The sequence below is a fragment of the Burkholderia sp. Bp9099 genome, assembly GCF_003857805.1.
Taxonomy (GTDB): Bacteria; Pseudomonadota; Gammaproteobacteria; order Burkholderiales; family Burkholderiaceae; genus Burkholderia.
The window spans coordinates 76,655-91,264 of the sequence record NZ_QTPU01000005.1 but is presented as its reverse complement, the minus strand read 5'-3'; the positions used below and the strand labels follow the sequence as shown (position 1 = coordinate 91,264).

At 64.5% G+C, this 14,610-nt stretch carries 14 protein-coding genes; all 14 read right to left on the bottom strand.

Annotated elements, in window-relative coordinates:
* Window positions 1-2 precede the first annotated feature (2 nt).
* The 14 genes from DIE17_RS06975 to DIE17_RS06910 all read right to left on the bottom strand — a co-directional run bounded on the left by DIE17_RS06975 (window position 3) and on the right by DIE17_RS06910 (window position 14,008).
* A complete protein-coding gene (locus DIE17_RS06975) occupies window positions 3-473 on the bottom strand; it encodes a F0F1 ATP synthase subunit B (protein WP_006477283.1) in 471 nt (156 codons plus the stop codon).
* A gap of 129 nt (window positions 474-602) precedes the next feature.
* Window positions 603-875, bottom strand: coding sequence for a F0F1 ATP synthase subunit C (gene atpE, locus DIE17_RS06970; RefSeq protein WP_021160442.1), 273 nt, complete (start codon window positions 873-875; stop codon window positions 603-605).
* Window positions 876-950: 75 nt separating this feature from the next.
* A complete protein-coding gene (atpB, locus tag DIE17_RS06965; RefSeq protein WP_039351439.1) occupies window positions 951-1,802 on the bottom strand; it encodes a F0F1 ATP synthase subunit A in 852 nt (283 codons plus the stop codon).
* A 119-nt stretch (window positions 1,803-1,921) separates the two neighbouring features.
* Window positions 1,922-2,446, bottom strand: coding sequence for an ATP synthase subunit I (locus DIE17_RS06960; RefSeq protein WP_124486822.1), 525 nt, complete (start codon window positions 2,444-2,446; stop codon window positions 1,922-1,924).
* A 324-nt stretch (window positions 2,447-2,770) separates the two neighbouring features.
* A complete protein-coding gene (locus DIE17_RS06955; protein ID WP_124486821.1) occupies window positions 2,771-2,953 on the bottom strand; it encodes a hypothetical protein in 183 nt (60 codons plus the stop codon).
* A gap of 64 nt (window positions 2,954-3,017) precedes the next feature.
* Complete coding sequence (locus DIE17_RS06950) at window positions 3,018-4,139, bottom strand: SLC13 family permease (protein WP_124520511.1); 1,122 nt, start codon at window positions 4,137-4,139, stop codon at window positions 3,018-3,020.
* A gap of 22 nt (window positions 4,140-4,161) precedes the next feature.
* Window positions 4,162-5,055, bottom strand: coding sequence for a ParB/RepB/Spo0J family partition protein (locus tag DIE17_RS06945; protein WP_006482728.1), 894 nt, complete (start codon window positions 5,053-5,055; stop codon window positions 4,162-4,164).
* Window positions 5,056-5,086: 31 nt separating this feature from the next.
* Window positions 5,087-5,866, bottom strand: a complete 780-nt coding sequence (locus DIE17_RS06940) for a ParA family protein (RefSeq protein WP_044845234.1) — start codon at window positions 5,864-5,866, stop codon at window positions 5,087-5,089.
* A 51-nt stretch (window positions 5,867-5,917) separates the two neighbouring features.
* Entirely contained in the window at window positions 5,918-6,604 is a 687-nt protein-coding gene (gene rsmG / locus DIE17_RS06935) for a 16S rRNA (guanine(527)-N(7))-methyltransferase RsmG (RefSeq protein ID WP_124486820.1), read from the bottom strand.
* The gene (gene mnmG, locus DIE17_RS06930) at window positions 6,601-8,571 is read right to left on the bottom strand and encodes a tRNA uridine-5-carboxymethylaminomethyl(34) synthesis enzyme MnmG (RefSeq protein WP_044845232.1); all 1,971 of its coding nucleotides are present in this window, start codon (window positions 8,569-8,571) and stop codon (window positions 6,601-6,603) included. The genes rsmG and mnmG overlap by 4 nt, the downstream gene beginning before the upstream one ends.
* A 490-nt stretch (window positions 8,572-9,061) precedes the next feature.
* The gene (locus DIE17_RS06925; protein WP_044845231.1) at window positions 9,062-9,817 is read right to left on the bottom strand and encodes an ABC transporter ATP-binding protein; all 756 of its coding nucleotides are present in this window, start codon (window positions 9,815-9,817) and stop codon (window positions 9,062-9,064) included.
* Window positions 9,817-11,601: an ATP-binding cassette domain-containing protein gene (locus DIE17_RS06920; protein ID WP_124520446.1), complete on the bottom strand. Its 1,785-nt coding sequence runs from the start codon at window positions 11,599-11,601 to the stop codon at window positions 9,817-9,819. Before DIE17_RS06920 ends, DIE17_RS06925 begins: the two co-directional genes overlap by 1 nt.
* 4 nt (window positions 11,602-11,605) lie before the next feature.
* Window positions 11,606-12,661 carry a branched-chain amino acid ABC transporter permease gene (locus DIE17_RS06915; protein ID WP_124520445.1) on the bottom strand — a complete coding sequence of 352 codons (1,056 nt, stop codon included), beginning with the start codon at window positions 12,659-12,661 and terminating at the stop codon, window positions 11,606-11,608.
* Between the two features lie 189 nt (window positions 12,662-12,850).
* On the bottom strand, window positions 12,851-14,008 hold the full coding sequence (locus DIE17_RS06910) for an ABC transporter substrate-binding protein (protein WP_044845229.1): 1,158 nt from the start codon (window positions 14,006-14,008) through the stop codon (window positions 12,851-12,853).
* Window positions 14,009-14,610 lie beyond the last annotated feature (602 nt).

The window sequence follows — 14,610 nt, the reverse complement described above, 5'->3', positions numbered from 1 at the left end:
GATCAGAGCTCGGCTTTCAGTTGATTCAGCAGTTGGGCGTGGGCCGTTTGATCGACTTCGCGCTTCAGGATCTGCTCGGCGCCCTTCACGGCCAGCGCGGCGACTTCGCCACGCAGCGCTTCGCGCGCCTTCACGATTTGCTGTTCTGCTTCCGCTTTCGCCTGGGCGACGATGCGGGCGGCTTCAGCCTGGGCGTTGGCCTTGATTTCCTCGGCGACCGCCTGGGCACGCTTTTCAGCGTCGGCGATGCGCTGCTGGCCGTCGTTGCGGGCCTGCGCGAGTTCCTGGTCCACGCGCTTGTGCGCTGCGTCGAGTTCCGCCTTGCCCTTCTCCGCGGCTGCGAGGCCGTCGGCGATCTTCTTCGAACGTTCGTCGAGGGCGTTGATCAACGGCGGCCACACGAACTTCATCGTGAACCACGCGAGGACCAGGAACACGACCATTTGCGCAAACAGAGTTGCGTTGAGATTCACGGTGTTTCCTTATCTGCTATTCCGGAAAAATGAAACGGTAAGGCGCTCATCGAGTTGCATTCGATCAGCGCCCCAAGTCTCCGTTCCGCCCTGCGCCGGCTCACGCCGGTCGCATATTTCCGAGGAACCTTAGCCTGCGACGAGCTTCGACAGGAGCGGGTTCGCGAACGCGAACAGCATTGCGACACCAACGCCGATCAGGAATGCAGCGTCGATCAGGCCGGCCAGCAGGAACATCTTCGTTTGCAGCGGGTTGATGAGTTCCGGCTGACGTGCGCAGGCTTCGATGTACTTGCCACCCATCAGCGCGATACCGATACAGGCGCCGATTGCACCCAGGCCGATGATGATGCCGATACCGATGGCGGTCAGACCCTGGATGTTGGCGATGTAAGCTTGCATGATCACTCCTTTGTGAAAAGACTTGGAACTGAGATTTAAAAAACTAAAACGGAAACTCTTTTTTGCACGCCGCGCTTAGTGCTTGTCGTGCGCTTGGCCGAGATACACCAGCGTCAGCATCATGAAGATGAATGCCTGCAACAGAACAATCAGGATGTGGAAGATTGCCCAGACGCTACCCGCGATCACGTGACCAACGAAGCCGAGGAACGTTGCGTCGCCACCGAAGCTCCACATGCTGCCGAGCAGGGCGATCAACAGGAACAACAGCTCACCCGCGTACATGTTGCCGAACAGCCGCATGCCGAGGGAGACGGTCTTCGCGAGATATTCGACGATGTTGAGCGCGAGGTTAGGGATCCACAGCAGCGGGTGGGCACCGAACGGGGCCGACAGCAGCTCATGCACGAAGCCGCCCGCGCCCTTGATCTTGATGCTGTAGTAGATCATCAGGACGAACACGCCGAGCGCGATGCCGAGCGTGCCGTTCAGGTCGGCCGTCGGGACGATGCGATGGTGGGAAATCACGTCCGACAGACCGAGCAGGCCGATCACGCGGCCCGGCAGGTCGACGGGGAGGAAGTCGAGGGAGTTCATCAGCGCGACCCACACGAACACCGTGAGGGCGAGCGGAGCGATGAAGGTGCGGTTGCCGTGGACGATGGCCTTCGATTGATCCTCGACCATTTCGACGAGCATCTCGATCGCGCACTGGAAACGGCCCGGCACGCCCGACGTCGCCTTGCGGGCGGCCAGACGCAGCAGGAGGATCGTCACGATGCCGCACACGATCGACCAGAACAGCGTGTCGAGGTTCCAGACGTGGATGTCGAAAATCGACGTCTGATGCGAGGTGGAGAAATTCTGCAAGTGGTGCGCAATGTACTCGGACGGATCCGGACCGCGCGTGCCTTCGCTAGCTGCCATATCGTTAATGCCACCCAAATTGTCGAAAATCGTTTTGCCCCGTTCCGCAATACGCTATTGCCGCGATTGCGGGAACGGGCCGGTGCGATTCGTTGTCGAAACCGCACGCTGCTTGTTGCTTACCGCCAGGCCAGCGCGATCCAGTACGTCTTCAGCACGACGAGGTAGGTGACGAGGAGTGCCGGCCAGTGCACGCCGGCGTAGCCGTACGCCACTGCGGCGAACATCCCGATCGTCACGCCGAGCTTCAGGGCTTCGCCCATCACCCAGCTCATCACGGTGGCCGAGCCACCTGCCTTCAGTCGTGCCACGAACAACGCGCTTGGCACCCAGCCGATCGCCCCGCCCAGAAACGCGGATTGCGCAGCGGCGCCCGGCGACTTTGAAAACAGCCACCACGCCAGCGTTGCAACCAGGGACAAGACCACCTGCGCGATCACCACCTTGTAGGGGGTCACGCGCGACGGCTTGCTCACGTCCGGACCGAACAACCTCTCGGCTTCCGTCCGCGTGAGCGGAACGATGTTGTTATCTTGCTGCTCGGCATCCCAGTCGTCGTCGGACTCGCGCCGCTCGCCGGCCGCTGAAGCGGTGCGTTGCGCTCGGTGATCATCGTGCCCGTCGTTCGGCGCCTGACCCGCCATCGCAATCTTCCGCAAAATCCTTGAACCCGGCCCCTGCTTTCCGAAAGCTTTCAGGGGTGCCTAGCTAACAAATCCGGGCGATTGTAAGCGATAGTTGCAAGTGATTCAAGGCTTTAGACGCGACAAAAACCTGCGTAAAACGACGCCTCATCATGTGAAAAACGCGCGAATCCACGACGTACGATGACAGTTGTAAGGTCGCTTTTTTGCACGGGTATTTCTTGCCCGAAAAAGTCCGGCGACGAGGCAATGACGTGGCATCGACGCCTGGTGCGGGCGACACCGGCGCGACGCGTTTGCAGCAGGAATTCTGCTGTGACGCGATCACGGAAAATGATCGGGCGCAGCGATGCGAAGGAGAGGAAATACTGTGACCACCGCGACGAGCGCGATGCGTGAAATACGCTCGCACGCGAGCGCGTCGATGCCTGCAATCAGTTGTTGTGCCGCCACAGTCGATCGACTGTGGATCGCCGCACTTATCAACAGCCCCGGCTTCTCACCCACTGCGAATGCTGTGCCCCACCCCGCCAAGCTTGCAGCGCGCCTGCACCGCAGGCCGCCGCATCGCTTAACCGCGCACGAGCAACCATGCACCCAATGCCGCGCTCACGAGCGCGAACGGGATCGACACGAGGTGAAACGGCAGCCACATGCGCGGCTCCTTCGCGAGACGCACCGCGATCAGGTTCGCGAGCGAACCGATCGCGAAACCGAAACCGCCGACCGATACGCCGAACGCGAGCGCCCGCCAGTCGTGCGTGAATTCCGACAGCAGGATCGCCGCCGGCACGTTGCTGATGCCCTGTGACAGCACCGCGCCTGCCGCGAACACGCGCAGCGGCGAATCGAGGTGAGTCCGCGCGATCGCGTCGTGCACGACGGGCAGCGCGGCCGCGCTGCGCAGCACGACGAACATCAGCACGAAAATCAGCAGCAGCAGCCAGTCGATCTTCAGGACTGCATCACGTCTCGCCACCAGCAGCGCGATCACGACGGCGATCAGGCCCGGCACGGGATGGTGCGCGTCGGCGAGCAGCACGAACGCACCGAACAGCACCGCCGCGAGCAACGCATGCAGGCGCTGGACGGGGACGGCCTGAACGTCTCCCGACAGATCGAGCGGCTTCGCGCGAAACGCACACGCCGTCAGCACGAGCAGCAGCGCCATCAGCGCCAGCGCGAGCGGCCCGAGCGTGACGACGAAGCGGCCGAACGACACGCCGCTCAATTGCCACAGGAACAGGTTCTGGGGATTGCCGAGCGGTGTCGCGACGGACCCCGCATTGACGGCCAGCGCGACCACGATCACGAGCCGCCGGAAAGGCAGCGGCGTCAGCAGGCGCAGCGACACCATCAGCGGCACGACGACGAACAGCGCGACATCGTTGGTGAGCCACATCGCGAGCGCCGCCGCGAACACGACGAGCAGCATCGCCAGCCCGCGCTCGGAATGCACGTGATGCACGATGCGATGCGCGAGCCACATCAGGCACCCGGACAGCTCGAGCGCCTTGGTCAGCATCAGCAGACCCGCGAGCGTCGCGACGGTCTGCCAGTCGACGAGACCGGCCAATGTGGCAATTGGTTGCGGACGCAACCATTGAAGAATAATCAGTGCAAGCGCCAGTACCGCCAGCACCGGCTCCTGCATCAGCCATCCGAGCCATCGGCGCGGCGCTGCCGCGCCCATGTTCTCCGTCAATCGCACCTCGTTACTCTTCCGTCGCGACGTTGCCGCGAAGGCGCGCGAGAATGCCCTCGAGCGCGTCGAGGTTGCCGAAGTCGATCAGCACCTGCCCTCGCCCGCGGCGGCCGAGCTTGATCTTCACCGTCGACGCGAGCAGGTCGGACAACTCCTCCTCGAGACGGCGCGTGTCGCGGCCGCCGTCATCCTTCGCACGCGCCTTCACCGCCGGCGCTTCCTTCGTCGTGTGCGCGACCAGCTTCTCGGTCTCGCGCACCGACATGCGCTTGTTCACGACCTGATGCGCGAGCGTGATCTGCGTCGCGGCGTCGACCGCGAGCAGCGCTCGCGCGTGCCCCATGTCGAGATCGCCGGCCAGCAGCATCGTCTGCACCGGCGAAGCAAGGTTCAGCAGGCGCAGCAGGTTCGATACCGCGCTGCGCGAACGGCCGACCGATTCGGCCGCCTGTTCGTGCGTGAAACCGAACTCGTCGAGCAAACGCTGGATGCCGTGCGCCTCTTCCAGCGGGTTCAGGTCCTCGCGCTGGATGTTCTCGATCAGCGCCATCGCCGCGGCTGCCTGATCGGACACGTCCTTCACGAGCACCGGCACTTCGTCGAGGCCAGCCAGGCGTGCCGCGCGGAAACGCCGCTCGCCTGCGATGATCTCGTATTTGTCAGATGAAATGGGTCGTACCAGGATCGGCTGCATCACGCCTTGCGCGCGAATGCTGGCCGCCAGCTCCTGCAGGCTGCCTTCGTCCATCCGCGTCCGCGGCTGGTACTTGCCGGCCTGCAGCTTGCCGAGCGCGAGCGTGTTCGGTGCCCCTTCGATCTTCACCGCTTCGGTGATGTCCGCACTGCCGCCGAGCAGCGCTTCGAGGCCACGTCCCAAGCCCTTCTTCTTTGGTACCGCGTTCATGTCTTTCTTCCTCGCTTCGCTCATGTCCGGATCACGACACCTCGAACGCGCGCACGCGATCGATCATCTCGGCACCGAACTGGAGATACGCCTGCGCACCGCGCGAATTGCGGTCGAACACGACGCCCGGCAACCCGTAACTCGGCGCTTCCGCGAGGCGCACGTTGCGCGGAATCACCGCGTCGAACACCTTGTCGCCGAAGTGCGCTTTCAGTTGATCGGAGACTTGCTGCTGCAGCGTGATGCGCGGATCGAACATCACGCGCAACAAGCCGATGATCTTCAGGTCGCGGTTCATGTTCGCGTGGACCTGCTTGATCGTGTTGACGAGATCCGACAACCCTTCCAGCGCGAAGTACTCGCACTGCATCGGGATCACGACGCCATGCGCCGCGCACAGCCCGTTCAGCGTCAGCAGCGACAGCGTCGGCGGGCAATCGATCAGCACGAAGTCGTAGTCGTCGGCCACATGCTCGAGCGCGGCCTTCAACCGACGCTCGCGGTTGTCGATGCTGATCAGTTCGATCTCGGCACCCGACAGCTCGCGGTTGGCCGGCAGCACGTCGTACGTGACACCCTCCGGACGCACGCGTGCGTCCGTCACCGAGACGCCGTCAACCAGCACTTCGTACACAGTCGACTCGCAGGCGGCCTTGTCGATCCCGCTACCCATCGTCGCGTTGCCCTGCGGGTCGAGATCGATCAGCAGGACTCGTTGCTCCTGCGCTGCAAGGCTTGCGGCGAGATTGACCGATGTCGTCGTCTTGCCGACGCCCCCCTTCTGGTTCGCAACGCAGAAGATCTTTGCCATCGTTGGTGTGTTCCCTTTACCTTCAAACAAACAGCGCGCTACCGCGCGCCTTCAATTCGCCTCGTCGACGGTGACCTCGATCAGATGCCGTTCGGCATCGAGCATCGGTACCGCCAGCCGCATCGTCTGCTTTACGCGACTGCCTTCCGGCAGCCGTGCAATTTCGTCGTCCGGGTGGACACCCTTCATCGCCCAGATCGATCCGCCGGGCGCGACGAGATGTCGAGCAAGTTTAACGAAGTCGGATAGATCCGCGAAGGCGCGGGATACGATCATGTCGAATTTTTCCGGCACTTCGACACCCGGCTGCAGCGATTCGACCCGCCCGGTGACGACCGACAGGTTCGCGAGCTTCAGCTCCGCACGCATCTGAGTCTGGAATGCAGACTTCTTCTGCACGATATCGTTCAGCGTCACTTGCCAGTCCGGCCGGACGATCGCCAGCACGATACCGGGCAACCCGCCGCCCGAACCCACGTCGAGCACGCGCGCCGATGCACGGTCGCGCAGATGCGGAACGATGGAGAGTGAATCAAGAATGTGCTGGATCAGCATCTGCTTCGGGTCGCGGATCGCGGTCAGGTTGTAGACCGCGTTCCACTTGCCGAGCAGCGCGACGTAATCGAGCAGCTGGTTGCGTTGTGTATCCGTCAATGCGATGTCGAGCGCGGCCGTGCCGTCGACGAGCATTTGTTCAAGTACGTCCCGATTAACCGCCGGCGCGCGACGCGCCGTCATTGTTGCGTCGGGACGGTGCCGTCCCCCTGCTCGGTCGCCTCTGCGGCAGTGCCATTACGACGGCCGAGGCCACGGCGCTTCAGGTGCACCATCAGCAGCGAGATCGCAGCCGGCGTGACGCCCGAGATCCGCGATGCCTGGCCGATCGTTTCCGGCCGGAACTCGTTGAGCTTCTGGCTCACTTCGAACGACAGGCCGCGCACCTCGCGATAGTCGATACCGTCCGGCAGGCGCGTGTTCTCGTTCGCATCGTTGCGCTCGATCTCGCTCGCCTGGCGTTCGATATAGCCCTGATATTTGATACCGATCTCGACCTGCTCCTTGATCTGCTCGAGCAGCACCGGATCGTCGGCCAACGGCTCCGCCGGACCGCATTCGCCGCCCTTCAGGCCGCACACGCCGTCGTAGCTGATACCCGGGCGACGCAGCAGCTCCGCGAGGCTGTACTCGTGATCGATCGCCTTGCCGAGCAGCGCGGTCGCCTCTTCCGGCGGCAGCGTCTTCGGCGTTACCCATGTCGACTTCAGTCGTTCGGTTTCACGTGAAACAGCGTCGCGCTTCCGGCTGAATGCATCCCAGCGCACATCGTCGACCAGCCCCAGCTCGCGGCCGATCTCGGTCAGGCGCATGTCCGCATTGTCTTCACGCAGGCTCAGACGATACTCCGCACGGCTCGTGAACATCCGGTACGGCTCGGCCACGCCACGCGTGACGAGGTCGTCGACCAGCACGCCAAGGTACGCCTGGTCGCGACGCGGGCACCATGCGTCCTTCTCCTGCACGTAACGGCCTGCGTTCAGACCGGCCAGCAGGCCTTGAGCGGCCGCTTCTTCATAGCCCGTCGTGCCGTTGATCTGGCCCGCAAAGAACAGCCCGTTGATCGCCTTCGTCTCGAGCGATGCCTTCAGCGCGCGCGGGTCGAAGTAGTCGTATTCGATCGCATAGCCGGGGCGCAGGATGTGCGCATTCTCGAGGCCGCGCATCGAGTGCACGAGTTCGAGCTGCACATCGAACGGCAGGCTCGTCGAAATCCCGTTCGGATAGAACTCGTTGGTCGTCAGCCCTTCCGGCTCGAGGAAGATCTGGTGCGATTCCTTCGACGCGAACCGGTGGATCTTGTCCTCGATCGACGGGCAGTAACGCGGGCCGACACCTTCGATCACGCCTGTATACATGGGCGACCGGTCGAGGCCGCCGCGAATGATGTCGTGCGTGCGCTCGTTCGTATGCGTGACCCAGCACGGCAACTGCTGCGGATGTTGCTCCGCACGGCCCAGGAACGAGAACACCGGGATCGGATCGAGGTCGCCCGGCTGCTCGTCCAGCTTCGAAAAGTCGATCGAGCGGCCGTCGATACGCGGCGGCGTACCGGTCTTCAGGCGGCCCTGCGGCAGCTTCAGTTCCTTCAGACGCGCCGACAGCGACACGGCCGCCGGATCGCCCGCGCGACCGCCCGTGTAATTGTTCAGGCCGACGTGGATCTTGCCGTCGAGGAAGGTACCCGCCGTCAGCACCACCGCACGTGCGCGGAAGCGGATGCCGATCTGCGTGACGGCGCCCACCACGCGGTCGCCTTCGACCATCAGATCGTCGACGGCCTGCTGGAACAGCCACAGGTTCGGCTGGTTCTCGAGCCGATGGCGGATCGCAGCCTTGTACAGGATACGGTCGGCCTGCGCACGCGTCGCGCGCACGGCCGGGCCTTTCGACGAATTCAGGATCCGGAACTGAATACCGCTCTCGTCCGTCGCAGCGGCCATCGCGCCGCCGAGCGCATCGACTTCCTTGACCAGATGGCCCTTGCCAATACCGCCGATCGACGGATTGCAGCTCATCTGCCCGAGCGTTTCGATGTTATGGGTCAGCAGCAGCGTCTTCGCACCCATACGGGCCGATGCCAACGCGGCCTCCGTGCCGGCGTGCCCGCCGCCGACGACGATGACGTCAAATTCTGTGGGAAAAAGCATGGTGGATTCCGCGCGCAGGACTGCGCACGAACCTATCTGAGAAATGTATGGGCCGAATTATAGCGGGTTCGCTTTTCACCCGAAGGCCGTCCGAATGGTAGGGACCGTTCATTTAGCCGGTTTTTTTCGGCCGATCGGCCGAGCTGTGCCGCCTAGCCGGCCTTGGCGGCGCTGGCGCGACCTCACCGCACATCGCCAAGCTGTGCAAAACCGAGGACCCGGTAGCGGCTCGTGAACCGACATCACCGTGACATCACAGTATTTCCGGTCAATCGCCCGGCACTTATCCCCTGTGGCGACCGACCACCGTCAACGCTCATTCCCTGTGCAACCCGACGCGATGAGCCCGCACTCTCGTCACAGTGCTTCCGCTGGTTGCTCCGGCACTTATCCCCACACTCGATTCACCGTCACGTCGCCCTCCCCCGAAACAAAAACGGCGTGTTTCACGTGAAACACGCCGCCCGTTTCCCGCCCACCGCCTCACCCATCAAGCCGTTTTCTTCGCAAGCCCCAGATACGTTTCGATTACCTGCGGATTCTGTGCCAACTCGGCAGCCGGCCCTTCCAGCGCAAACTCGCCGGTCTCCAGCACATAGCCGTAGTCCGAGATCTGTAGCGCGGCCCGCGCGTTCTGCTCGATCAGCAGCGTCGCGACGCCCGTGCCACGCAACGCGCTGATGATATGAAAAATCTCTTTCACGATCAGCGGCGCCAGCCCGAGGCTCGGCTCGTCCAGCATCAGCAGGTCGGGCTTACCCATCAGCGCGCGGCCCACCGCAAGCATCTGCCGTTCGCCGCCCGACAGCGTGCCGGCCGCCTGCTTGCGCCGCTCCTTGAGCCGCGGAAACAGCGCGAACACATGATCGAGCTGGTCGAGGAAGTTCGACTCACCCGCGACCTTGCGGCGATACGCGCCCAGCACGAGGTTGTCCTCGACGGTCATCGTGCTGAACAGCTCGCGCTTTTCCGGCACAAGGCACATCCCGCGCGCGACGCGCTGCTCGACGGGCAATGCGCCTACGTCGTTACCGCGGTAAACGATCGCGCCCGACGCGTGCCCGGTCACCGGCAACGCGCCCATGATCGCGTTCAGCAGCGTCGACTTGCCGGCTCCGTTCGGGCCGATCACGCTGACGATCTGCCCTGCGCCGACCTTGATCGCCGCACCGTGCAGCGCCTCGACCTTTCCGTACCGCACCGCCAGCCCGCGTACCTCGAGAATCGGCATCGTCGTGTCCGTCATCACTCCACCCCGCCCAGATACGCTTCGAGCACCGCCGGATCCTGCTGCACGTCCTGCGGCAGCCCTTCCGCGATCCGCGTGCCGAATTCCATCACCACCAGCCGGTCGGTGAGGTTCATCACGAAATCCATGTCATGTTCCACGAGCAACACGCTCATCCCTTCGGCCTTCAGGCGCCGCAGCAAGTCCGCGAGCTGCTGCTTCTCCTGGTAGCGCAGCCCGGCCGCCGGCTCGTCGAGCAGCAGCAGCGTCGGATCGCAGCACAGCGCGCGCGCGATTTCGAGAATCCGCTGCTGGCCAAGCGCGAGGCTGCCCGCTTCGTCGTACATGTGCTTCTCCAGCCCGACGCGGCGGATCTGTCGTGCCGCTTCAGCCAGCAGCTGCGCTTCCTCATGTGCATTGAGCCGCGCGATGCTGCGCCAGACGCCCGTATGGCCGCGCAAATGCGCGCCGATCGCGACGTTCTCGAGCACCGTCATCGTCGGCAGTAGCTTCACGTGTTGGAACGTCCGGCCGATCCCGCGGCGGACGATCTGGCGCGACGTGAGCCCGTTGATCCGCTCGCCGCGGAACGTGATCGTGCCGCCGGTCGGCTGCAGCACGCCGGTCACGAGGTTGAACGTGGTCGACTTGCCCGCGCCGTTCGGGCCGATCAGGCCGACGATCTGCCCCGCTTTCACGTCGAAACTGACGTCGTTGACGGCCACCAGCCCGCCGAACTGCTTGCGCGCGTTGTCGACCACGAGCAGCGGCTCGCCCGCCACCGGCTTCGCGCGCTGCGGCAGCGGGTCGGCATGGTCGGGCACATGTGCGCGCGGCCCGCGTGGAAACAGCTTCGCGACGAACGGCCATACGCCCTGGCGCGCGTACTGCAGCAACAGCACCATCAGCACGCCGAACACGATGATCTCGAAGTTGCCTTCCGAGCCGAGCAGCTTCGGCAACAGCGTCTGCAGGTAGTCCTGCAGCACGGTGAGGATCGCCGCACCGAGCACCGCGCCCCATACGTGCGACACGCCCCCGACCACGGCCATGAACAGGAATTCGATCCCGTGGTTCAGGCCGAACGGGGTCGGGTTCACCGCGCGCTGCAGGTGCGCGTACAGGAAGCCCGATACCGCGGCGAGCACGGCCGCGTAGGTGAAGATCACGACGCGCATCCACGCGGTGTTCACGCCCATCGCTTCGGCCATCACGCCGCCGCCGCGCAGCGCGCGGATCGCGCGGCCGGGCCGGCTGTTGAGCAGGTTCTGCACCGACACGATCGCGGCCAGCACGACGACCCAGATCAGGAAGTACAGGCTGCGGCCGCTGCCGAGCTCGATGCCGAACAGGTTCAGTGCCGGAATCCCGTTGATCCCGTCGTACTTGCCGAGCAACTCGAGGTTGCCGAACAGATAGAACAGCGCGAGCCCCCACGCGATCGTGCCGAGCGGCAGGAAATGCCCGGACAGGCGCATCGTGACCGCGCCCAGTACCAGCGCGACGAGCGCCGTCAGCACGACGCCGACGATCAGCGCGAGCCACGGCGACACGCCGTATCGCGTGGTCAGGAATGCGGTCGCATACGCGCCGATGCCGACGAACGCGGCCTGCCCGAAGCTCGTCATCCCGCCGACGCCCGTCAGCAGCACGAGCCCGATCGCGACGATCGCGTAGAGGCCGATGTAGTTCAGCAGCGTGATCCAGTATTCGGGCACCTGCAGCGCGCCGGGCAGCACCGGCAGCGCGAACAGCACCACGAGAAACACCCAGAAGGTCTTGTTGCGTACCATCGTCTTCATCGTGTCACTCCTCTTCCTCTTCCGCATGCGGCGCCGCGAAACTGCGCCACAGCAGCACCGGGATGATCAGCGTGAACACGATCACTTCCTTGTACGCGCTCGCCCAGAATGACGAATACGATTCGAGCACGCCGACCAGCAGCGAGCCGGCGGCCGCGAGCGGATAACTGACCAGCCCGCCGATGATCGCGCCCACGAAACCCTTCAGGCCGATCAGGAAGCCGGAGTCGTAATAGATCGTCGTCAACGGACCGACGAGGATGCCGGACAGCACACCGAGCCCGGCCGCCAGCGTGAATGCGAGCCGCCCTGCTTCGGTCGTGCCGATGCCGACCAGCCGCGCGCCGAGCCGGTTCACCGACGTCGCGCGCAGCGCCTTGCCGGCGATCGTGCGGCCGAAGTACACGTAGAGCGCGCCGATCAGCACCAGCGCGGTCACGACCACGAGGATGCTCTGCACCGACACCGTCATGCTGCCGACCGACAGCGACGCATCCGCGAAGCCGTTGGTGCGCGAGCCTTCAGCGCCGAACATCACGAGCCCGAGGCCGACCATCGCGAAATGGACGGCGACCGACACGATCAGCAACAGCAGCGTCGTGCCTTCGGCGATCGGCTGATAGACGAGCCGGTAGACGAACGGCCCCATCGGCACGACGATCGCGAGCGTCAACGCGATCTGCGCAAGCATAGGCAGCGGCTGCGCGGCAAAGCTGCGCGTGATCGCGAACACCGCGAGCGGCAGCAGCACGTAGCGGCTGCCGAGCGTCGCGAGCGTGCGGCCGAGTTGATGGCGGCGTTCGCGATGGCGGACCAGGCCGCCGACTTCCAGCAGGAAGCACGCGATGCCCATCACGAACAGCAGCCAGCAGGTGGCGGGAAATTTCTGCGCCTGCAACGCCGCAAGCGTGAGCGCACCGTAGGCGACGAATTCGCCCTGGGGAATGAAGATCACCCGCGTGACGGAAAACACCAGCACGAGCGCCAGCGACAGCAATGCATAAATGGCGCCGGTCGTGATGCCGTCTTGCGCGAGGATCGCCGCAATCGAGAGATCCATACGTTTCGTGTATCGAGAATGCTGCGGAGAAACGGCGACGGGAACGGCCCGCGCGCGGACGGCAAGACCGGCGGTCAGGCGTCGCGTTGCGGGCTTCCCGGCATTCCATGCGGCGCGAGCACGGATCGCCGCGCCGCCGACGGCGCGCACGGCACCGTTCGCGCCGCGCCCGCCGGTTTCACGTGGTGCTTACTCGGCCTGCAGCTTCCACTTGCCGTCGACGATCTGCACCATCACGCGCGCCCGCGTGTCGAAGCCGTTGTGATCGGTCGCCGTCGTGTTGATCACACCGTGCGACACGGGCAGATCCTTCACGCTCTCGAGCGATGCGCGCAGCGCCTCGCGGAACGCCTCGGTGCCCGGCTGGCCCTTCTTCAGCGCATCGGGAATCGCACGCTGCAGCAGCAGGCCCGCATCCCATGCATGGCCGCCGAAGGTCGCCAGCGAACCGGCCCCGTACGCCTTTTCGTATGCGGCCTTGTAGCCGAGCGCCGGCTTCTTCACCGGATTCGAATCGGGCAACTGGTCGGTCACGAGCACCGGGCCGGCCGGCAGGATCTCGCCTTCGCAGTCCTTGCCGCACACGCGCAGGAAGTCGTTGTTCGCGACGCCGTGCGTCTGGTACACCTTGCCCTTGTAGCCGCGCTCCTTCAGCGTCTTGGCCGGCAGCGCGGCCGGCGTGCCCGAACCGGCGATCAGCACCGCGTCGGGATTCGAGCCCAACAGCTTCAGCACCTGCCCCATCACCGACGCGTCGGTGCGGTTGAAGCGCTCGTTCGACACGAGCTTCAGGCCGTTCTTCTCGGCCGCCGCGCTGAACGTCTTGTACCAGCTGTCGCCGTACGCATCGGCGAAGCCGATGAAGCCGACCGTCTTCACGCCATGCTTCGCCATGTAGCCGGCGATCGCGTCGGCCATCAGCTGGTCGTTCTGCGGCACCTTGAACATCCATGCGCGCTTCGCGTCCATCGGCGAGATGATCTGCGCGCTCGCCGCGAGCGAGATCGTCGGCGTCTTGCCCTGCGACACCGGATCGAGCATCGCGAGCGAGTTCGGCGTGACGGACGAGCCGATGATCGCGTCGACGTGATCCTCGTCGATCAGCTTGCGCACGTTCTGCACCGCGCGGCTCGTGTCGGACGCATCGTCGAGCACGATGTACTGGACGCTCTTGCCCGCGATTTCCTTCGGCAGCAGCGCGATCGTGTTCTTTTCCGGAATCCCGAGCGAGGCGGCCGGCCCGGTGGCCGACAGCGTCACGCCGATCTTCACCTGCGCCGACGCCGTGGCCGCCGCACCCACGAGGCCCGCGGCAAGCAGAACCTCCATCCATCGATTCATCTTCATTTACGTTGTCTCCAAACGCTGCTCGAAAAATCCGTGGGTCGCTCGGGCGGCTCCCGGTCCTCAAACAAGTTAATAAATTAACTATCTCGCCGTACCGCGTCTACGCTCGTTTTCCCGTGAAACGCCGGCGTCGCAATCGAGCCCCGGCGATCGCACGCACGCACGCGCCGCGGCGCGTTCCGAAACGGTCGTTCGACCGCCACGATGCGCGGCAGCAATGTCGCCAGGATGAAGGGAACGGAGAAACGCAGCGTTGCGCGAGACGCGATCGATGCGAATGCAACGATCGCGGGAAGGTCGGCCGGCCGAGCCTGGTTCGGCTCCGCAAGCGCGCGGCACACGATCGGAAAACCGGCGGTTCATGCGCATCCGAACGACGCGTCGGATGCGAACGCAACGACCGGAGAAGCCGCCGTGCCGGGCAATCGCGCCAGAACGCGCATACCGTCCGCAGGACGGCTCGTGAAAGCCCGGGCATACCGATGCACCGCCGCACCCGAACGAGCGGCGCCAGCCGCCCCTCGCACCCCGATCCATCGTCCCGCGCTTCTCATCCAACCGCACTCCCTCTTCTGCATTTTGCTTGTAGGAGAACTGCCGAC